The organism is Delftia sp. BGA-UO-ETr-SB1, from assembly GCF_059567865.1.
The window spans coordinates 1,480,455-1,500,712 of the sequence record NZ_JCAQOW010000006.1 but is presented as its reverse complement, the minus strand read 5'-3'; the positions used below and the strand labels follow the sequence as shown (position 1 = coordinate 1,500,712).

General features: G+C 69.0%; 13 protein-coding genes. All 13 read right to left on the bottom strand.

The annotated features are described in order from the left end of the window. Positions 1 to 88: 88 nt before the first annotated feature. The 13 genes from AC57B5_RS25545 to argH all read right to left on the bottom strand — a co-directional run bounded on the left by AC57B5_RS25545 (position 89) and on the right by argH (position 20,176). On the bottom strand, positions 89 to 958 hold the full coding sequence (locus AC57B5_RS25545; RefSeq protein ID WP_496400575.1) for an endonuclease/exonuclease/phosphatase family protein: 870 nt from the start codon (positions 956 to 958) through the stop codon (positions 89 to 91). Further along, positions 955 to 1,344, bottom strand: a complete 390-nt coding sequence (locus AC57B5_RS25540; RefSeq protein WP_012207101.1) for a VOC family protein — start codon at positions 1,342 to 1,344, stop codon at positions 955 to 957. Before AC57B5_RS25540 ends, AC57B5_RS25545 begins: the two co-directional genes overlap by 4 nt. A gap of 48 nt (positions 1,345 to 1,392) precedes the next feature. Continuing rightward, positions 1,393 to 2,241: a carbohydrate ABC transporter permease gene (locus AC57B5_RS25535; RefSeq protein ID WP_012207102.1), complete on the bottom strand. Its 849-nt coding sequence runs from the start codon at positions 2,239 to 2,241 to the stop codon at positions 1,393 to 1,395. Continuing rightward, a complete protein-coding gene (locus tag AC57B5_RS25530) occupies positions 2,238 to 3,134 on the bottom strand; it encodes an ABC transporter permease subunit (RefSeq protein WP_492801863.1) in 897 nt (298 codons plus the stop codon). Before AC57B5_RS25530 ends, AC57B5_RS25535 begins: the two co-directional genes overlap by 4 nt. Positions 3,135 to 3,155: 21 nt before the next feature. Then, a complete protein-coding gene (locus tag AC57B5_RS25525) occupies positions 3,156 to 4,451 on the bottom strand; it encodes an ABC transporter substrate-binding protein (protein WP_496400574.1) in 1,296 nt (431 codons plus the stop codon). A 91-nt stretch (positions 4,452 to 4,542) separates the two neighbouring features. After that, on the bottom strand, positions 4,543 to 5,610 hold the full coding sequence (locus AC57B5_RS25520; RefSeq protein ID WP_496400573.1) for an ABC transporter ATP-binding protein: 1,068 nt from the start codon (positions 5,608 to 5,610) through the stop codon (positions 4,543 to 4,545). A 75-nt stretch (positions 5,611 to 5,685) separates the two neighbouring features. Continuing rightward, positions 5,686 to 7,086 (bottom strand): amidase, encoded by a 1,401-nt coding sequence (locus AC57B5_RS25515; RefSeq protein ID WP_496400572.1) that lies wholly within the window; start codon positions 7,084 to 7,086, stop codon positions 5,686 to 5,688. Between the two features lie 131 nt (positions 7,087 to 7,217). After that, complete coding sequence (locus AC57B5_RS25510) at positions 7,218 to 8,162, bottom strand: helix-turn-helix domain-containing protein (RefSeq protein WP_496400571.1); 945 nt, start codon at positions 8,160 to 8,162, stop codon at positions 7,218 to 7,220. Positions 8,163 to 8,257: 95 nt separating this feature from the next. Next, a complete protein-coding gene (locus AC57B5_RS25505; protein ID WP_216294119.1) occupies positions 8,258 to 10,354 on the bottom strand; it encodes a BCCT family transporter in 2,097 nt (698 codons plus the stop codon). 204 nt (positions 10,355 to 10,558) lie between these two features. Next, positions 10,559 to 11,086 (bottom strand): DUF2867 domain-containing protein, encoded by a 528-nt coding sequence (locus AC57B5_RS25500; RefSeq protein WP_496400570.1) that lies wholly within the window; start codon positions 11,084 to 11,086, stop codon positions 10,559 to 10,561. Between the two features lie 89 nt (positions 11,087 to 11,175). Then, positions 11,176 to 17,238 carry an alpha-2-macroglobulin family protein gene (locus AC57B5_RS25495; RefSeq protein WP_496400569.1) on the bottom strand — a complete coding sequence of 2,021 codons (6,063 nt, stop codon included), beginning with the start codon at positions 17,236 to 17,238 and terminating at the stop codon, positions 11,176 to 11,178. A 432-nt stretch (positions 17,239 to 17,670) separates the two neighbouring features. Then, on the bottom strand, positions 17,671 to 18,669 hold the full coding sequence (locus tag AC57B5_RS25490) for a Bug family tripartite tricarboxylate transporter substrate binding protein (RefSeq protein ID WP_013800951.1): 999 nt from the start codon (positions 18,667 to 18,669) through the stop codon (positions 17,671 to 17,673). A gap of 25 nt (positions 18,670 to 18,694) precedes the next feature. Continuing rightward, on the bottom strand, positions 18,695 to 20,176 hold the full coding sequence (argH, locus tag AC57B5_RS25485; RefSeq protein WP_012207114.1) for an argininosuccinate lyase: 1,482 nt from the start codon (positions 20,174 to 20,176) through the stop codon (positions 18,695 to 18,697). Between the last annotated feature and the right edge of the window lie 82 nt (positions 20,177 to 20,258).

Sequence of the window (20,258 nt, the reverse complement as noted above, 5' to 3'; positions counted from 1 at the left end):
TCCTTCAAAACAGTCCCCATGACCTTGGAGCAGGCCCGCCACACTGTCTGTAGGCCAAGGCCGGCTTGGCGGCGGACCCTGACCTGGATCAATCCAGCTGCAGCAGCACGGGCTGGTGGTCGGAGAGCCTTGTGTCGCTGTCCACGGCCCAGCCACGCACATGGCCGCGCAGGCTGTCGCTGACCCAGGCGAAATCGCAGGCGCCGGGCTCGGGGCCCCATTGGCGGTCGAACAACCGGAAGGTGGGCGGCTGGGGCTGGTCCGGGTGCAGCACGCTCCAGCTGTTGTGCCACTGGCCGGCGCTCAGGGCTCCCTGCTCGCCGGCCGCCCAGGGGGCGGACAGGCCGGCGTATTCGTCCTCATGCGGCTCGAAGTTGAAATCGCCGCAGAGCACGGCATGCGGCGTGTGCGGCTTGGTCTGCTGGGGCGAGCCGTCGCTGGCGGGCTGGGGCGGCGCCTCGGCCTGGCCCAGGGCCTCGATCTGCAGGGAACGCAGCGCCAGCGCCTGGGCCATGCGCTGGCGGCGCGAGAAATATTCGAGGTGGGTGCTCATCACCCGCACGGGGCCCAGCGCGGCATCCATCACCGTGGCCGCCGTGCAGCAGCGCGGCATGCTGCGCACGCCGCCATCGTGCGGATACGGCAGGCGGTGGTGGGCCAGTTGCAGCACCGGCAGGCGCGTGGCCACCAGGTTGCCGAAGCGCTGCCGGCCCACGGCCGTGAACTCGTCCACGGCGGCACCGAAGAAGACCTTCCAGCCTTCGGGCAGGGCCTGGCGGATCTGCGTCACCTGGTCGCCGGGCGCACCCTGCAGGCCGGGATAGTGGATGGCGATTTCCTGCAGGCACAGCACGTCGACATCGGCCATGGACAGCGCATGCGCCACGATGCGCTCCGGGTCCATGCAGCCGTCCAGGCCCAGGCACCATTGGGTGTTCCAGGTGAGGATCTGCATCATGCGGGCAGCGGCTCGCGCAGCTGGAACAGGTTGCCTTCGGGGTCCATGGCGTTGCAGACGCGAAAGCCCGGACCCTGCCAGGACTGCTCCCACAGCTGGCCGCCATGGGCGATGACCAGGGGACGGACGGCCGCGAAGCTGGTCACGGTGGCAAAGAATTTGAGGGCCACGTTCTCGCGCGGCTGGGGTGGCTCGGTGATGGTGATGTGCCGCGCAATCGCCTCGGGAATGGCGTGCAGCACCAGTTGCAGGTCCGGCGACTGCAGCACCATGAGCTCGCTCGTGTGGTGCAGCATGCGCATGGCCAGCACCTCCATGTAGAACAGCGCCAGCCGGTCAGGCTGCTTGGCGTAGATGAACAGACCTGCGGATGCGGGACCGGACATGGTGGACCTCGGGGTGAAAGGCTGGGACAAGGAACTTTAGCACCGCCCTCACTTGATCCCCGCACGCATGAAGCTCTGTACGAACTGGCGCTGGAACAGCACGAAGGCCACCAGCAGCGGCCCCGAGCTCATCAGCGTGGCGGCCGTGATGGTGGCCCATTCCACGCCCGACTCCACGCTGGAGAACACCTGCAGCCCCACCGTGAGCGGGCGCGCCTGCACGCTGTTGGTGATGATCAGCGGCCACAGGAAGTTGTTCCAGTGAAAGCTCACCGACACCAGCGCGAACGCCAGGTACACGGGCCGCGCCAGCGGCACGTAGACGCGCCACAGGATCTGCAGGGTGCTGGCGCCCTCCACCCGCGCGGCCTCGTCCAGTTCCCGGGGAATGCCCAGGAAGGTCTGGCGCAGCAAAAAGATCGCAAAGGCCGATGCGAAGTACGGCAGGCCGATGCCCAGCAGCGTATCGACGGCGCCCAGGCGCGACAGGGTCTGGTAGTTCGCCACCAGCAGGATGTCCGGCATGATCATCAGTTGCACCAGCACCAGGGCAAAGGCCAGGCCCTGGCCGCGAAAGCGGTAGCGCGCAAAGGCATAGGCCGCCAGCGTGCCCAGCACCAGCTGGGCCGCCAAAATCATGACCACCAGCACGGCCGTGTTCAGGAAATAGCGCGCAAAGGGCGCGGCCTGCCAGGCACGGCGGAAGTTCTCCAGCGTCCAGGGCGCGGCCAGGTCGAAGCGTGCCGAGTATTCGGGCGGATGGAAGGCCGTCCAGAACGCATAGGCCAGCGGCAGTATCCACAGCAGGGCCAGCAGCCAGGCGGCCAGCGTGTCCAGCCAGGTGGCGCCGTACAGCGCGGGCGGCGCATGGCGCGGGGCAATGGGTGCGGCGCTCATTGGTAGTGCACCTTTTTGTCGAGCACGAAGAACTGCAGCAGCGCCACAGCCGCCAGCACGGCGACCAGCACCACGGTCAGGGCCGCCGCATAGCCCGTGTCCCAGAACTTGAAGCCCACTTCGTACAGGTGATAGAGCAGCAGCGTGGAGGCGTTGTCCGGCCCGCCGCGCGTGAGGATGAAGAGATGGTCCACCAGGCGGAAGGCATTGATCACCGCATTGACCAGCACGAACAGCGTGGTCGGCATCAGCAGCGGCCACTGCACGCGGCGCAGGAAGTACCAGCGCGAGGCCCCCTCGATGGCCGCCGCCTCCTTGAGGCTGGGGTTGAGGGTCTGCAGCGCGGCCAGGTAGAAGATCATGAAAAAGCCCGCCTCCTTCCACACCGCCACCACGGTCACGCAGGCCAGCGCCGTGGACGGGTCGCCCAGCCAGTTGTGCGCGGGAAGGCCCAGTGCGCCGCGCAGCTGCTCCAGCAGCCCGTACTGCGGCGTGTAGAAGAACAGCCAGATATTGGCCACGGCAATCATGGGCAGCACCGTGGGCGTGAAATACGCCATGCGCACGAAGGCGCGGCCGGCCAGCCTCTCGTTGACCCACAGCGCCATGGCCAGCGCCAGCGCCATGGACAGCGGAATCGTGGCCGCCGCAAACCACAGGTTGTTGCGCACGGCCTGCCAGAACACCGGGTCGTCCACCATGACGGCGTAGTTCTCCAGCCCCACCCACGGCCCCGGCTGGCCGCCGCGCGGCGTGGCATGCAGGCTGTCGATCAGCGTGGCCACGGCCGGCCAGTGCGTGAAGGCCACCAGCAGCACCAGCGCCGGCAGCAGCATCAGCCAGGCATGGACGGCCTGGCGGCCACGGACAAGGGTAGCGGGAGCGGAGCTCATGCGGTTAGCGGCACTGCGCCATCACTTGTAGCGGCGCAGGATGCGGTCTGCTTCCCTTTGCGCATCCTGCAGGGCCTGGGCCGAGGTCTTGCTGCCGTTGAGGGCGGCCTGCACGGCGTCGTTGAGCACCTTGGTCACGCGCTGGTTCTCATGCGTGGAGAACTCGGCCACCGATACCGGCAGCTGGTCGCGCGCCACCAGGGCCTGCGGGAAGTCCTGGCCGTACTTCTTGAGCGCGGGCGTGTCATAGGCGGCGGGCGAGACGGCAACGTAGCCGCTGTCCATGCTCCACTGCGCGGCCAGCGGGGGCTGGGTGACCCACTTCATGAACTGGAAGGCCGCCTCCTGCTGCTCCCGGGGCGCCTTCTTGAACAGGTAGAAATTGCCGCCGCCCGTGGGCGAGCCCTTGCGCACATTGCCTGCGATCTGGCCCACGCCGAAGTCGAATTTGACATTGGCACGGATATTGGTCAGGTTGCCCGTGGTGGTGACGATGATGGCGGCCTTCTTTTCCATGAAGTCCTTGGGCGTCGTGCCCCACTCCACCACGCCGGCCGGGTGCACGCCTTCCTTGACCAGGCCCACCCAGAAGTCCAGCGCCTCCACTACCCGGGGGCTGTCCAGCGTGACCTGGGTGCCGGCCTCGTTGGCCAGCAGCACGTCATTGGGCGTGGTCAGCGTCTGCAGCATCCAGTAGGCAAAGCCCGTGGACGGGATCTGTATGCCGTACTGCACGACCTTGCCGCTGGCGTCCTTCTTCGTCAGCCTGTGCGCAGCTTCCTTGAGTTCCTTCCAGTTCTGCGGCGCCTTGTTCGGGTCCAGGCCGGCTTCCTTGAAGGCTTCCTTGTTGTAGTACATGACCACGGTGGAACGCTGGAAGGGCACGCCCCAGGTCTTGCCGCCCGCCTGGCTGTTGGCCATGAAGGCCGGGTAGAAGCCCTTGAGCCAGGCCCGGTCGGCATCGGTCTTCACGAAGTCGTCGATGGGGGCGATGGCGTCCTCGTCGATCAGCGTGAACATGTCGGTGGACAGCAGCACCGAGCTGGCCGGCGGCTTGCCCGACTTGTGGGCCGTCAGCGCCTTGACGATGGTCTCCTGGTAGGTGCCCGCATAGACGGGCGTGATCCGGTACTGCGGATGGGCCTTGTTGAACTCGGCCGCATAGCCGTCGATCACCTTGGTGATGGGGCCGCCCACGGCCACGGGGTAGTAGAACGGCACCTCCAGCGGCGTCTGCGCGCTGGCGGTGTTCAGCAGGCCCGTGGCGGCCAGGGCGGCAGCGGCTGCGAGGGTTTTGAGGAAGGCATGGCGTTGCATGGCGGACTCTCCTGGAAGGTGCTTCGGATGCGAAAGCCGGAACGGCTGAAACGGTGGAACTGCGGAGGAAGATAGGAGTGGTGCCACGGCCTCAGGCCGTGCAGCGCCGCCCCTTTTCGTCAAAGAAATGCGTGGCCTCGCGCGCCCAGCGCAGGCCCACGAGCTGGCCCGGCTGCAGGCCGCCGAGCTGGCTGCCAGCGGTGCGCACCATCAGTTGCTCGCTGCCCACGCGGCAGCGCAGCACCAGGTCGGCGCCCAGGTACTCGAGGCTTTCGATGTCGGCAGCCACCACGGGGCCGCTGCCGACATCGCCATGGAGCGACAGGCGCATGTCCTCGGGCCTGACGCCCAGCCAGCGCGCCTGGCCCGGCTGCTGCAGGCCGGCGGGCGCGGCGCTGGCATGGCTGCCCGCGATGAGCAGGCCATCAAGGCGCGCGATGTTCATGGCCGGCGTGCCAATGAAGCGCGCCGCAAAGGTGGTGGCGGGCCGGCTGTAGATCTCCTGGGGCGCGGCGCACTGCTCCACGCGCCCCTGGCTGAGCAGCACCACCTGGTCGGCCATGCCCATGGCCTCGGCCTGGTCGTGGGTGACATAGACCACGGTCAGGCCCAGGCGCCGCTGCAGCTCGCGCAGCTCGGTGCGCATTTCCTGGCGCAGCTGGGCGTCGAGGTTGGACAGCGGCTCATCCATCAGGCCGACGCGGGCGCGGGCCACCAGGGCACGGCCCAGCGCCACGCGCTGCTGCTGGCCGCCCGACAATTGCCCGGGCCGGCGCGCCAGCAGCGCGTCCAGGCCCAGCAGCGCGGCGGCCTCGTCGATGCGCCGTCGCGCCTCGGCCGCCGGGACCTTGCGCACGGACAGGCCGAAGCCGATGTTCTGCGCCACCGTCAGGTGCGGGAACAGCGCGTAGTTCTGGAACACCATGGCAATGCCGCGCCGTGCGGGCGGCAGTTGGGTGACGTCCTGCCCATCGATGCGCACGCGGCCCGCCGTGGCGCTTTCCAGGCCCGCGATGATGCGCAGCGTGGTGGACTTGCCGCAGCCCGAGGGACCGAGCAGCACGCAAAAGGATCCGGGTTCAATGCGCAGATCCAGCGCCTGCAGTGCCGTGGTGCCGCCCCAGGACTTGGCGACACCTTCCATCTCGATCAAGGACATCACGCCAGTCTAGGAAGGCTGTGTGACAGGCCCGTGTCGCGCCACCGGCCTGGCGGCTCAGGCAGCTCAGGCAGCTCAGGCAGCAGGGTGCTGTCTGTGCCAGTCCGTGGCCTGCTGGAACGCCCAGCCCGCGCGCACCAGCAGGTCTTCGCGGAAGTCGGGGGCCACGAACTGGAAGGCCACGGGCGCGCCCTCGGGAGTGCGTCCGCCGGGCAGCGTGATCGTGGGGCTGCCCGTCAGGTCGAACGGGCAGGTGTAGCGCAGCATGCCCGAGAACAGCTCGGCATCGGAGCCGAAATGCGCCATGCGTTGCAGCGTGGGGGCCGCAAAGGCCGTGGCGGGAACCAGCAGCAGGTCCACCTGCGCGAAGAGTGCACGCACCCGGCCCGTGAAGTCCGCGCGGCGCAGCAGCAGCCGCTGGTAGTCGGTGGCAGACAGGCCCAGCCCCAGGTCGATCAGCCCGGCGAGCCCGGGGCCATAGGCCTCGCGCCGTGCAGGGAAAGTGGCGCCGTGCGCCACGGCGGTCTCTACCGCGCACAGCGCCGGCCAGTCCTCCACCGCCTGGGTGGCATCGGGAAAGCGGACTTCCTGCACGCTGGCCCCCAGGCGCTGCGCCACCGCCAGGGCCTGCTCCACCGCCTGGCGGGAGGGGGCATCCACGCCGTCCAGTGCCCATTGCCAGTCCATGCCCAGGCGCAGGCCGGAGAATCCGCGCGTCATCATGGCCAGATAGTCGGGCACGCTGCACTGGCTGGCCGTAGGGTCCAGCGGGTCCGCCCCGGCGATGGCCGCGAGCATGGCTGCGGCATCGGCAGCACTGCGCGCCATCGGGCCTATGTGGTCCAGGGACGCGGCCAGTTCGAAGGCGCCGTGGCGGCTTACCCTGCCCCAGGTGGGCTTGAGCCCCGTGATGCCGTTGGCGGCCGATGGAAAGCGGATGGAGCCCCCGGTGTCCGTGCCCAGCGATCCGAAGCACAGCCCCGCCGCCGTGGCCACGCCCGAGCCGCTGGACGAGGCGCCGGGCCATAGCTGGGCGCCCCAGGGGTTGACGGGGGCAGTGATCTCGGGATGGTGGTCGGCGAAGGCGCCTTCGGTCTGCTGCAGCTTGCCCAGGATGACGGCGCCGGCCTCGCGCAGCCTGCGCACCACGGTGGCATCTTCCGTGGGGCGATGGTCGCGGTGCAGCGTCATTCCATGCGTGGTGGGGACGCCCCGGGTCCACAGCAGGTCCTTGAGCGCCAGCGGCACGCCGTGCAGCGCACCGCGGCGGCGGCCCTGCGCGATCTCGGCGTCGGCGCGGCGGGCGTCCTCCAGCGCCTGCTGCGCCATCACCGTCACGTAGCTGTGCAGCCGCGCATCCACGGCCTCGATGCGCGCCAGCATGTGGCGGGTCACCTCTTCCGAGGAAATGCGGCGGGACTGGATCTCGCGCCCCACCTCCAGCAGTTCGAGATGGTGCAGTTCGCTGTCGTTCATGGCATGTCTCCCGGCGCCCGGCTCCGGGGCGCCACCGTTGTTGCACTGGAAAAGCCGCACGGGACGCACGGCAGGCCCATGCTAGGGAGCCGGCGGCACCCACGCTTGTTCGGGAGGGTCAGCGACCTTGCTCAGGCGGCCAGCAGGCTGCGGGGCGTGCAGCCGAACGCCTTGCGAAAGGCTCGGCTGAAGTGCGCCGCATCGGAGAACCCATGCGCGAAGGCCGCCTCGGTCACGCTGGAGCAGCGCCCCTGCATCAGGGCCTGGCGGCTGGCCTGCAACCGCAGCTGCCATACCAGGCCCATGGGCGTCTGGTTGCGCCGCGCAAAGGCCCGCGTCACGGTACGCGGCGAGACGTTGTGCTGCTGCGCCAGCCATTGCAGCGACAGCTCGGGCGAGCCCAGGTTGTCCTGGATAAACGCCTGGATGCGGCCGTGCAGGTCCCGTTCCGCGCGGGGCTGCACGGCCATTTCCTGCATCTCCAGCGCCAGGGCCAGCACATCGAGCAGCGCCATGCCGAAGCGCTGCGCCAAGGCATCACCGTGCGGCGCAGGCGGCATGGCCATGGCCTCGCCGAGCATGGCCCGCAGCGGCGCCACGGCCGGGGCATGGCCATGCAGCACCCGGCCCGCGTGCAAGGGTGCACGGGCAAAGCGATTCAACAATTCGCTGCGCGGAATGCGCATCAGCAGGATATCGCGGGGCGCCACCGAGAATTCGAAAGGCTGCGCAGCGTCATAAAGCACCAGATTGCCCGCACTCAGCCGGGCCACTTGCCCGCCCTGGCGCACCTCGGCCTGGCCCTGGAGCAGATAGCCCAGCCACAGCTCATCGCGGGCATGCAGGCGCAGGTGGGCTGCGTTGCGCACCCAGCGGTGGCTGGGTGCCGACATGGCACTGATCTCCAGCAGTCCCAGGGACCGCACGGACAGCGTGGCCCCGAAGCCGCCGGGACCGGCACCATCCCCCTGCGCGCGGTGGCTGTCGGCAGGGATGCAGTGGCGGCAGACCACCTCGTGCCAGTAGTCGAAACGATGGCGTGGCTCCTGCGAATGGGTGGAGTATTCGAGCTGCATGGCAGCGCCCAGTATCCGCAGGCGGCCGCCGGCTGGCACCCCGGTGTTTACCCAAAGGCCCGGGGTGCCGCGACGGCGGCACTGCGCAGCACGGCTCAGCTGTGGCCCGGAGCCCGGTTCAGCAGATGCGTGCGCTGGTCGGCGCTCAGCGACAGGTAGCGCTCGTAGTGGCGCAGGATGTCGGCGATGACTTCCTCGCTGCGCAGGTACTGGATGTCGTGGCCCAGGCGACCGTCCTCGAAGAAGGTGATGGGCTCGTAGACATGGCGCCGCTCCTGCTCGCTGGCCGCCTCGCTCACCAGGAAGGTGGGCACCGTGCGGCGCGTGGCGCGCACGCCGTAGACGAAGTCGCGCAGCGAGGGATCGGGCACGGTCAGGCGCACGGCGCCCTCGCCATCCAGGTCCTCGGTGACCACGGCCTGCACGCCGCGCCTTTGCATCTCGGCGGCCACCTCGTTCATGGCGGGCAGCACCACTCCGGCCAGGAACCTGCGCACATCGGCGCGCGAGGGCTGGTGCACGATCTGCTCCAGGCGCTTGCGCCAGTGCTGGCCGCTCCAGAAGCTGGTGGCCGGAGCCAGGTCGGGCGAGAAGTGCGCGCGGTCGGCCTGCAGCCCGCGCCACAGCCCGTAGCACAGGGCCAGCATGATGACGGCCACCGGCAGGGCCGCCACCAGGGTCATGGCCTGCAGCGCCTTGAGGCCGCCGGCCAGCATCAGCACCATGGCCGTCACGCCCAGCACGGCAGCCCAGAACAGCCGCTGCCAGACCGGCGAACGCGCATGGCCGCGCGAGGCGATGTTGTCCACCACGAAGGCCCCGGAGTCCGCCGAGGTGACGAAGAACACCGCGATCAGCACGATGGTGAGCCAGGCCACGGGCTTGAACCAGGGCAGGTACTCGAAGAAGCGGAACAGCAGCGCATCCACGTTCGAGGCCGTCTGCCCCAACGCGCCCATGGCCACGTGGGTGTCTATCCAGATGGCGCTGTTGCCGAAGGCCGTCATCCACAGCAGGTTGAAGGCCGTGGGCACCAGCAGCACGCCGGTCACGAACTGGCGGATGGTGCGCCCGCGCGAGATGCGCGCGATGAACATGCCCACGAAGGGCGACCAGGAGATCCACCAGGCCCAGTAGAGGATGGTCCAGCCGCCGAACCAGCCTTCCTGGCTGGGCGGCTCGTAGGCGAAGGTGCGGAACGACAGCTGGACCAGGCCAGACAGGTAGTTGCCGATGTTCTCGCTCAGCGCCTCGAACAGGAAGACCGTGGGCCCCGCGACGATGACGAAGGCCAGCAGGATGAAGGCCAGCACGAGATTGAACTCGCTCAGGCGGCGCACGCCCTTGTCCAGGCCCGAGACGGCCGACAGCCCGGCCAGGCCGACCACGATGACGATGACCGAGATGCGGAACAGCGCCGTGGAGGTGTCCCAGCCCGTCAGCGTGTGCAGGCCGGCGGCCAGCTGCAGCGCGCCATAGCCCAGCGTGGTGGCGATACCCGCGATGGTGCCCACCAGCGCGAAGGCATCCACGCTGTGGCCGATGGGGCCGTTGATGCGCTTGCCCAGCAGCGGGTACAGGCCCGAGCGCATGGTCAGCGGCAGGTTGTAGCGAAAGCCGAAATAGGCCAGCACCAGGCCCATGGTCCCGTAGACGGCCCAGGCATGGAAGCCCCAGTGGAAGAAGGTGGACTGCAGCGCCTCGCGCGCGGCAGCCGGCGTGGAAGGCACGGCCGTGGGCGGCTTGAGGAAATGCTGCAGCGGCTCGCCCACGCCGAAGTACATCAGGCCGATGCCCATGCCGGCGGCGAACAGCATGGCGGTCCAGGAGATGAAGCTGAACTCGGGCTCCGCATCATCGGGACCCAGGCGGATATCACCGAAACGGCTGGACGCGACGAAGATCAGAAAGACCAGGAACAGCGTGACCGAGACGGCATAGAACCAGTCCATGTGCCCCACCACCCAGTCCTGGGCGCTGGAGAACAGCCGGTCGGCGCTGTCGGGCATGAGGCCGCAGTACAGCAGCAGCAGGCCCAGCACCAGCAGGGAAGGAATGACAACGGGGCCCGAGAACGTGATGCGCGGTGCAGGCTCGGCAGGCGATGGCGTGGCCGCTTGCGGCGTATCCGGTGGCGCAGCCACTGGTGGCGCGGGTGGCGCCGGTCGGTGATCGGTGGTCGTGTCTGGCATATACCCTCTCTCTTGTGATCAATGGTGTGCCCGGGAACCGATTCGCAATGGTGGCGGCCCTGCCCTTGTGGGGCGGGCCGCGTTCCCTGCTCGGGGGATGTCCGCCGGGCAAAGGCCGCAAGTATCGTGATTCGCCGCGTCTGCGCGCGTCGGACGCAGGCCCTGAAGGCTTCCGTTTTGCTGACGTGCTGCCTTCAGGCCAAGTCAGCCGGCCAGCTTGGCCACCACGGCCGGGGCGATGACGCGGTGGGCCGGCGCCACGCCCAGCATGTAGATGCGGCCCAAGGCATTGTGCACATGGACCACGGTGGACATGGCGGCGGTGAAGGTGCCTGACGGCGCGCCCTCGGGGCCGGGCAGCCGCATGAGGGAGACCTGCACGTCCAGATGCCGGTCGCTGTCGCCCAGCACCACTTCGCTGTCGCTCAGTGCATGGACACGGAAGATGCCGGCGCGGTCGCCCACGCGGTAGCTCGATGGCTGGCGCTGCGCATCGACGCCGCTGAGCGTGCCCAGGTCCTTGATGCCGAATGGCGCCACCACGCGGTTGCGCAGGCGCATCAGAAAGTCGATCCAGCCCGGCGTGCGGCCCACGCAGCGCAGGTACAGCGCCATGGGGCTGCTGCCGTCGTCCGGCAATTGCAGCTGGTAGCTGTCGTGGAAGTAGGCGGTCTTGAGGCGGTGCTGCAGGGCGCTGCCTGCGGGAACCGGAGAGAGGATGACTTGTGCCATGGAGCGGAGGGTGATGAAAAAAAGGGGCGGTCCCGCGGCCATCATAGGCCGCAGGACCGCCCCCTTGTCAGGGCGCCATCAACGCTGCATCAGCGCTTGTCGCTCACCTTGATGCGGGCGTTGGGAACCTCGCCGAACATCTCGGGCGCATACAGCGCCTCCACCCGCGTAGGCGGCAGCGCGAAGTCGCCGGCATTGTTCAGCCGCACGGTGTACTCCACGCGCGTATTGCCCTTGGGCAGGTACTGGTAGTAGGCGCGGTAGGCCTCGAAGCTGCGCTCTTCATAAGCCAGCCAGCCCGCGCCTTCTGCGCGCTCGCCGCCCGAGGCGATCTCCGAGTCGCGCCCCAGACCGCCGCCCAGGATGGTGGCGCCCGTGGGCACGGGGTCGGTGATGGCCACCCAGGTCATGTCGGTGCGGGCCTGCACCTCCAGCGTGACGCGCAGCACGTCGCCGCGCGAGTACTGGCCTGCGGGCAGGCTCTTGTCGGCCTGCTCCACGGGCTTGACCGTGCGCGTGACGGTGTAGCCGGCGCTGAACGGCGCCTTCAGCTGCACGGCCGCCACCGACTGCAGCGTGAGCCAGGGCTTGCCGGTGCCCTGCTGGGTCACCGTCAGCTGGCCCTTGCGGGCATCACCCACCGCGCTCCAGGGCAGGAACATGGTGTTGTTGCGCAGGCCGCCGACCACCGTGGTCGCGCCGAAGCTGGACGCCTGGTGCGCCGCGCCCTCGGTGTCGCTGGCGCGCATGCGCGTGACCTGGCTCCACTCCACGCGGGCCTGGGACGCGCCCAAAGCCGCCTGGGTGGCGCCCGTCACGGGCGTGGCCTCGAACTGCTGCGAGAAGCGCTGCAGTGCCAGCGCGCCCCACAGGTTGGCCGTGGTCGTGCCCCAGGCGCCGTTGCTCTGGCGCGAGATGAAGCCATTGGCCAGGCGCGGCAGCTCTTCCTTCCACGTCGGGTCGTCCATGTTGACCAGCATCAGGCGGGCCAGGTTGACCTCGGGGCCCTGCATCAGCCACCACCACTGGTCGTCCTGCTCGTTGCTGAAGGCCACGCGCGTGCCCTGGTAGCTCAGGCGGGCGCGCAGGATCTGCTGGGCCTGGGCCAGCTGCTGTTCGCGCTGGGGCAGCTCGCGCATGTGCTTGAGCAGGGCCACCCAGTCGATGACGGCATGCGTGGGCCAGTCATTGGGCGCGATGGTGATGCTGTCGAGCATGCGCGGATTGGCGCGGCCCGTCAGCGCCAGCGCCTGGATGGCGGCCAGCTTGCGCATGTCCAGATCCTTGCGCGGGCTCCAGAAGCTGCGCTGGATGCGGCCTTCGACGAAGGCGATCAGGCCGTTTTCCATGCGCTCGCGCTCGGCCGCCGGCAGCACGAAGCGCTTGTCCACGCCCTGTGCCAAGGCCGAGAGGTTGAGCAGGTGGGCCGTCAGCGTATCGCTGCCGCGGGCCGCACGGCCCGAGCCGTCGCCCGCCAGCGGGAAGTAGCTGGCCAGGCCGTCGCTGTCCAGGTAGCTGGGCAGTTGGCCCATGGTGGACTGCCACAGCGTGGCGTCGCTCATGCCCACGGCCTTGCTGGTGACCTGCTCCAGGCAGCTGTAGGGATAGCGCGCCCACCAGTCGCGCACGCCGGGCAGGCCTTCGGCCAGCTTGGGCGCCAGCGACATGCGCAGGCCGCCGCGGCCGGACAGCGCATCGGCCGGCAGCTGCACGGGCAGGTTGATGCTGCCATCGACCTGCATCAGCGTGCCCTGCTGCACCGTGAGCGGCACGGCCGGGATGATGCGCTGGCTGACCTTCAGCCTGTCGCTGGCCGGCTTGTCACCGCCTGCGGTGTCGCGAGCCTCAATCTCCCAGATCAGCGCCTCGGCGCGCGTCTGGCCCAGCTGGGCCGGCGCCGTGACGTTCCAGGCCACCTCGCGCACCTCGCCTGCGGGAATCTCCACGGTCTGCGCTGCCAGCTCCAGCAGCGTGGCACGCGGCGTGACCTGCACCTTCATGGCCTTGGCCGAGGTGTTGCGCAGCGTGACCATGGCACGGAACTGGTCCTCCTCGCGCACCAGCGGCGGCAGGCCGCTGATGATCTGCAGGTCCTGGGCCGTGCGGATGGGCGCCTGGCCCGTGCCGAACATCGACACGCCATGGTCGGCCACCGCCACCACCTGGAAGGTGGTCAGCGAGTCGTTGAGCGGCACGCTGACCTGGGCCTTGCCCTGGGCATCGAGCACCACGCTCGGATTCCACAGCAGCAGCGTCTCGAACAGCTCGCGCGTCTGGCTGCGGCCACCGCCGCCGCCAGCGGCCACGGCCTTGCGGCCGTAGTGGCGCCTGCCGATCACCTCCATCTGCGCGGTCGAGGTCTGCACGCCCCACTCGCGGCGGCGCAGCATCGCGTCGGCCAGCTGCCAGCTGGTGTTGGGCATGAGCTCCAGCAGGGCCTGGTCCACGACCGCCAGCGCCACCTCGGCGCCAGCGGCGGGCTTGCCGTCGGGCAGCGTGGCGCTGATGGTGACCTTGGCGGTGCCGCGCACCTGGTAGCTGGCCTGGTCGGCCGTGACCTTGACGTCGATGCGATGGGCCTTGGTGCCCACGCGGATCTCGGCCATGCCCAGGCGATAGGCGGGCTTGGACAGATCGACCAGGGCCGTGGGCGCGATGTACTCCTTGCCCTCATGCCAGAAGGCGTTCCACCACTCGCGCGGCGCCTTGAAGCCCCAGGTGAAGAAGCTGTACCAGGGCACCTCGCGCAGCCGCCCGCGCAGGGCCAGCACGCTCACGTAGACGTTGGGGCCCCAGTCGGGCTGGACCTTCAGCTCCACGGTGGGGTTCTGGCCATTGAGCTGCATGACCTGGGTGCTGACGATGCCTTCGCGTTCCACGGCGACCAGGGCCGTCGCGTAGCGGAAGGGCATGCGCACCTGGAAGCGCGCGGTCTCGCCGGGCTCGTAGCTGCGCTTTTCGGGCAGCACGTCCATGCGGTCATGGTCCTCGCCGCCGAACCACAGTTCGCCCTGGCGCGTGACCCAGACGCTGGAGGCGGCCTGGGCGGGCCGGCCATCCTTGTCGGAGGCGGTGACGATCAGCTCGACCTCGCCGGGCTGCGACAGCTGGGCCTCGCACTGCACCATGCCCTGGGCATCGCTGTTGCCCGTGCACACCGTGCCCATGGACTTGAGCGTGGTCTGGTTGTCATAGCTGTAGAAGCCCCCCACCAGGCGCTTGCGGCTGCTGGTGGTGACGCGGGAGATGGCCTCCACCTTGACCGGCACGCCGGCCTGGGGCTTGCCGTCCACGCCCAGGGCCAGCGCCTGGAACTGGAGCTTGCGGCCCGTGGTGATCCAGCTTTCGGCGCGCACGCCGGCCACGATGGCCGCGGGCCACAGCATCTGCGTGCTGCGCAGGGTCTGCACCTCGCCATTGGGATCGGCATAGGTGGCCTCGATCAGCAGCTCGCGCGGCTCGCGCAGCTTGGGCAGGTTCTCGATCTTGAGCTTGCCCAGTCCTTCACGGTCCAGCGTCACGGGCAGCTTGTCGGCCACCACCTTGCTGTCCTGGGAGGCCGTGGCCTCCTCGTCATCGCTCTGGCCCGTGTCCTGGGCGCTGCGCGGTGCCGAGAAGCTGAAGCCCTGCCAGTCGCTGCGGTCCATCCAGGTGGAGCGCACCAGGGCGGACACGCGCACCGGCAGGTTGGCCGCCGGGCCGCCGGAGACGTAGTTCACCTGCACCTGCACCGGCAGGCTGGAGACGCCGACCAGGGCCTGCTTGCCTTCGGGGCCCACACGGCCTTCGAGCACGGGCAGGCGGAATTCCTCGACACGGAAACTGCCCGTGCCGAAGCGATTGTTGCGCCCGCGCGAGCCGTTGCCATCGCCGCGCAGCTCCACGGAGTACGAGCCGAGCTTGGCGCCCTTGGGCACGGAGAAGCTGTTTTCCGCACTCAGGCCGCCGGTGCCCGTGGAACGCCACTGCAGCGGCTGCGTGTACTGCTGGCCGCTGCCTTCATGGGTGATGACCAGTTGCGTGGGCCGCTGCTCGGGCAGCGCAAAGCCGCCCTGCCCCTGGCCGATGCCGGTCTGGGTGCGCATCAGGTGTTTCATGGACACGGTCTCGCCGGCGCGCAGCAGCGTGCGGTCGAAGATGGTGTGGGCCACCTCGTCGCGCTGGGCGCTGCGGCTGGTGGGCACGTTGAAGCGCCAGGACTCGATGCCGCGCTGCCAGTCGCTCCAGGTGAAGGCCAGCTCCTGCTGGCCGTCCTTGCCCTGGGCGCGTGCGCTGACGAAGTAGGCCGGCGAGCGGTAGCCGACACCGCCCGTGCACTGGGGAGGCTCGGGCGACAGGCCGTCCAGGCGCGCCACGCCACTGGCGTCGGTGGTGGCCGAGGTCAGCACCTTGCCATTGCAGTCGGAGACCTGGATCTTGGCATTGGCCACGGCCTGGCCCTTGTCCAGCGTGGTCACCCAGGCGGCCGCGTTCTCGCGGCCGAGCTTGAAGTGCACGGACAGGTTGGTCACCAGGGCCGAGGTGCGCACATACATGCTGCGCGCCGAGCCGTAGCGCTCATCGAGCAGCGACTGGCCCAGCAGCGGCGAGGCGATCTCGACCACGTGAAAGCCCGGCGTGAGCGGAATGCCCACCACCTCGAAGGGGCGCGGATCGCCCTTGACGGGCTTGGGCAGCTCCAGCGTCTTGACGTCGCCCTGGCCGGCCAGCAGCGACAGCATGCGCGTCTGCACATAGTCGCGGTTTTCGTTGTCGATCACGGGCGGCAGCGGGCCCTTGATGTCGCGCGAGGCGCGCTTGCGGTCCATGTCGGAAGACTCGTAGTCCGCCACGCGGCGCATCCAGGCAATGATCTCGGCATCGCTGCCGGGCTGCTTGGTGCTCACGCGGCTGGCATCCAGGGACTTGGTGGCCAGCTCGGACTCCACATTGCGCAGCGTCACGGGCAGCAGGGCCGGGCCGTCCGGTCCCTCTGCATAGCGCTCGACGATGCCGAAGGGCGAGGCCGCGAACTTGGCCAGCGGCGGTAGCGCGCCCGTGGCCACCTGCAGCGGGAACATGTCGGCATTGCTCAGGCTGCGGCCTGCCGCGTCCTTGAACTGCGGAGGCAGCTCCACCGTGTAGCGCGCCTGGGCCTGCATGGTGGCCGGGAAGCTCAGGTTCTGCACCAGCGAATCCTCGCTGAGCTTTTCGCCGTATTCGCCGTCGATCACGGGCGCCACCTTGGAGGCGCCGCTGCTCAGGCGAATGCCCTCGGCCAGCTTGCGCGGCACGGGGGCATTGAAGTTCAGGCGCATGGGGCGGATCGGCAGGCAGGCGGCCTGGGCGTTCTCGCGCTCGCAGCTGAACTCGGCCGCGAAGGGCTCGCGCACGCGGTACTCGAAGCGCTTGTCCTGGCGGCTGGCCACGCCATTGGGCGTGGCGATGCCGGCGCCAAAAACCAGCTTCATGGTCGTGCCCGCCGTCAGCCGGCGGTTGCAGGCCAGCGTGGCGTACTGCAGAGGGTTCTTGGCGGCGGCCTTGTCCCAGCCGCGGTGCTTGAGCAGCTCGTCGCGCTCCTTGCCGTCGATCAGGCGCACGGGTATGCGCTCGCCCACGCCTTCGGCCGTGCACCACATGTGCTGCTGCAGGCTTTGCACGGTGGCCGGGCCCGACAGGCGCAGCGCGAAGTACTGCTCCTCGTCGATCTGTTCATAGGTGTCGGGCGCCATGTCCAGCACGGCCGGGCCGCCGGTCTGGAACTGGTAGCTGGCAGCGCCCGTCACGGCCGTGCCCGCAGGCGACTTGTAGCCGGCCACCAGCTGGGCCGTGCAGCGCACGCCGGGCGGCAGGGCCTGCTTGAAGTCGAACACCCATTCCCGGTCGCTGTTCCAGCGGCCCGTGCCCTGGGTGGCCGCCGCATCGCTGCAGCTGAGCGTGACCGGCGCGGCCGCCTTGGGGTCGCCAAAGCGCACGGCCGTGCCATCGAATTGCACCACCACCTGCTCGACCTTGGCCACCTCTCCCTGCGGGCTGAATTGGCGCACGCCCACGGCCTGCGCCGTCAGCGCCGCCGATCCCAGCAGCAGCCCCAACCCCCACCGGCTCCAGGGCCGGCTGTGCGCCGGAGCCCCCTGCAACCCACTGATCGCTTTCGTGCGAAGCACCCCCATGGCAATCCCTTCTGTCGGGCTCAGATGGCCCGCTGTTTTCTTGGAATGAGCAGGCTTTCAGCACTGCGACGCGAGCTGTCCGCATGACACGCTGCAAATGAAAAACCCTGCGCTGCAGGCAGGGCTCGGCGGCAAGGGCTGGAACAAGGCGCAGGCCTGTCGCCCGCATGCACCGAATGCAGGGCCGCATCCGCTGCGGCTGAAAACCACTGCGCGGGATGATACCGGCCCGCATCCGCTGCAGGCCCTGCTGCGGGTGCCCGGAACCGGGTCTGCGGTGTATCCATCTGTAAGACATCGACGCATGAAGGCGTCATATATGTCCGATCACAAGGATTCGCGCAACCCACTGCACCGTCAGCTCCGGCGATGGCCGTACCAAAACACAGCGCTTGCCGGCCGCGGAGGCTGTCGCCCCGCAGTCCGCATGTCTTACTGCGGCTGGAAGCCGCTGGTCTGGATGATGCGTTTCCAGACCTGGGTATAGGCCTGCTCGCGCTCGGCCAACTGGGCGGGCGGCATGTGGCCCACGGTCAGGCCCAGGGCGGTGAGCTGCTCGTGCACATCGGGCTGCTTGAGCACGGTGGCCACGGCGGCGGAGAAGCGGTCGATGAAGGCCTGGGGCGTGCCGCGCGGCGCGTAGATGCCGTAGTAGGGCGTGTCCTCGAAGCCCTTGACGCCCTGCTCGGCCAGCGTGGGCACTTCGGGCATGGTGGCCTGGCGGCGCGTACCCAGCACGCCGATCACGCGCAGCTTGCCGGCCTTGTGGTTTTCCATGAAGTCCTGCACCGAGGCGATGCCGGCCGGAATCTGGTTGCCCAGCATGTCGGCCAGCATGGGCGCGCTGCCCCGGTAGGGTGCGGCCACCAGGTCGAGCTTGTAGTGCTCGCCCAGCAGCCTGACCAGGAATTCCGGCGTGGACGCGGGCGCGGGAATGCCGATGCTGCCGCGCTTTGCGCCCTGGCGCACCCACTCCACATACTCGGCAAGGTTGCGCGCCGGCGTGTTGGCGGAGACCGCCAGCGCGTTCACGAAGGTGGCAAAGCCGGCCACGGGAACGAAATCATGGCCAGGGTCGAAACCCGGCTTCTTCACCACCTGGGGCAGGATGGAGATGGTGTGGTCGTGCGTGAGGAACAGCGTGTGGCCATCGGCCGCAGCCGCCTTGAGCTGCTGCGCCGCGATCTGCCCGCCCGCGCCGGGGCGGTTGTCCACCAGCACCGTGGTGCCCAGCACGTCCTTGAGCCGGTCGGCCAGCAGGCGTGCGATGGCATCCGTGCCGCCGCCCGGCGGAAAGCCCACCAGGATGCGTATGGCTTGCCCGGGCTGTGCCCAGGCCAGCGGAGCCAGGGCCGACGAGGCGGCAACGGCAGTCACTGCGCCGGCGGCGCGCAGCGCCCCGGTCAGCAGTTGGCGGCGGGAAGATGTCATGGCGCGGCTCCGGCGAACGGGGGGATCAGCCCAGGCGTGCGTTCAGGCGTGCATTCAAGCGCGCCTGGTGGCCTGCGAGCTGCTTGCGCACCTGGGCCGGCGCCGTGCCGCCCAGGGTGTTGCGCGCATTGAGCGAGCCTTCCAGGCTGAGCGCCTCGAAGACATCGGCCTCGATGCCGGGGTTGAAGGCCTGCAGTTCGGCCAGCGGCAGCTCGGTCAGGTCCACGCCCTTTTGCGAGGCCAGCTTGACGGCATGGGCCACGGTCTCGTGCGCGTCGCGGAAGGGCAGGCCCTTCTTGACCAGGTAGTCGGCCAGGTCGGTGGCGGTGGCGTAGCCCTTGAGTGCGGCGGCGCGCATGGCTTCGGCGTTGACGGTGATGCCGCCCTTCTTGCCGCCCGTGGCCGGGTCGGCCTGGCCGCCGATCATCTCGGCGAAGATGCGCAGCGTGTCCTTCAGGGTGTCCACGGTGTCGAACAGCGGCTCCTTGTCTTCCTGGTTGTCCTTGTTGTAGGCCAGGGGCTGGCCCTTCATCAGGGTGATCAGGCCCATCAGGTGGCCGACCACGCGGCCGGTCTTGCCGCGTGCCAGTTCGGGCACGTCGGGGTTCTTCTTCTGCGGCATGATCGACGAGCCCGTGGTGAAGCGGTCGGCGATGCGGATGAAGCCGAAGTTCTGGCTCATCCAGATGATCAGCTCTTCGGACAGGCGGCTCACGTGCACCATGCACAGGCTGGCGGCCGAGGTGAATTCGATGGCGAAGTCGCGGTCGCTGACGCCGTCCAGCGAGTTCTGGCAGACGCCTTCCATGCCCAGGGTGCGGGCCACGCGCTCGCGATCCAGCGGGTAGGTGGTGCCGGCCAGGGCCGCGCTGCCCAGCGGCAGCACGTTGACGCGGCGGCGCAGGTCCAGCATGCGCTCGGCGTCGCGCTTGAACATTTCCACATAGGCCAGCAGGTGGTGGGCAAAGCTCACGGGCTGGGCCACCTGCAGGTGGGTGAAGCCGGGCAGGATCACGTCCACGTTCTTCTCGGCCACTTCGACCAGGGACAGCTGCAGCTCGCCCAGCAGGCCTTCGATGAGGTCGATCTCGCCGCGCAGCCACAGGCGCACGTCGGTGGCCACCTGGTCATTGCGGCTGCGGCCCGTGTGCAGGCGCTTGCCGGCGTCGCCGACCAGCTGGGTCAGGCGGGCCTCGATGTTCAGGTGCACGTCTTCCAGGTCGAGCTTCCACTCGAACTGGCCGGACTCGATTTCCTGCGTGATCTGCGCCATGCCCTTGCGGATGGACTCGTGGTCGGCGGCGGCGATGATGCCCTGGGCCGCCAGCATCTCGGCATGCGCCAGGCTGCCCGTGATGTCGGCCTGCCACAGGCGCTTGTCGAAGAACACGCTGGAGGTATAGCGCTTGACCAGATCGCTCATCGGCTCTTCAAAGAGAGCGGACCAGGCCTGGGCCTTGGTGTCGAGCTGGTTGTGCGAGGCGGACGTTGGTTGATTGGCAGACATGTGAGGACGCGATCTTCGATTAGGCGGTGCAGGCGGCGGGCGGCACGCCCCCGCGCGGGCAGGAAGCGAAGATTCTATCGAC

Bases quoted from the DNA above. Each gene is read 5' to 3' on its own strand.
- AC57B5_RS25495 (WP_496400569.1), bottom strand. From the start codon at position 17,238: ATGGGGGTGCTTCGCACGAAAGCGATCAGTGGGTTGCAGGGGGCTCCG.
- AC57B5_RS25520 (WP_496400573.1), bottom strand. From the start codon at position 5,610: ATGTCCTTGATCGAGATGGAAGGTGTCGCCAAGTCCTGGGGCGGCACC.
- AC57B5_RS25490 (WP_013800951.1), bottom strand. From the start codon at position 18,669: ATGACATCTTCCCGCCGCCAACTGCTGACCGGGGCGCTGCGCGCCGCC.
- AC57B5_RS25535 (WP_012207102.1), bottom strand. From the start codon at position 2,241: ATGAGCGCCGCACCCATTGCCCCGCGCCATGCGCCGCCCGCGCTGTAC.
- AC57B5_RS25500 (WP_496400570.1), bottom strand. From the start codon at position 11,086: ATGGCACAAGTCATCCTCTCTCCGGTTCCCGCAGGCAGCGCCCTGCAG.
- AC57B5_RS25545 (WP_496400575.1), bottom strand. From the start codon at position 958: ATGATGCAGATCCTCACCTGGAACACCCAATGGTGCCTGGGCCTGGAC.
- AC57B5_RS25505 (WP_216294119.1), bottom strand. From the start codon at position 10,354: ATGCCAGACACGACCACCGATCACCGACCGGCGCCACCCGCGCCACCA.
- AC57B5_RS25515 (WP_496400572.1), bottom strand. From the start codon at position 7,086: ATGAACGACAGCGAACTGCACCATCTCGAACTGCTGGAGGTGGGGCGC.
- AC57B5_RS25525 (WP_496400574.1), bottom strand. From the start codon at position 4,451: ATGCAACGCCATGCCTTCCTCAAAACCCTCGCAGCCGCTGCCGCCCTG.
- argH (WP_012207114.1), bottom strand. From the start codon at position 20,176: ATGTCTGCCAATCAACCAACGTCCGCCTCGCACAACCAGCTCGACACC.
- AC57B5_RS25540 (WP_012207101.1), bottom strand. From the start codon at position 1,344: ATGTCCGGTCCCGCATCCGCAGGTCTGTTCATCTACGCCAAGCAGCCT.
- AC57B5_RS25530 (WP_492801863.1), bottom strand. From the start codon at position 3,134: ATGAGCTCCGCTCCCGCTACCCTTGTCCGTGGCCGCCAGGCCGTCCAT.
- AC57B5_RS25510 (WP_496400571.1), bottom strand. From the start codon at position 8,162: ATGCAGCTCGAATACTCCACCCATTCGCAGGAGCCACGCCATCGTTTC.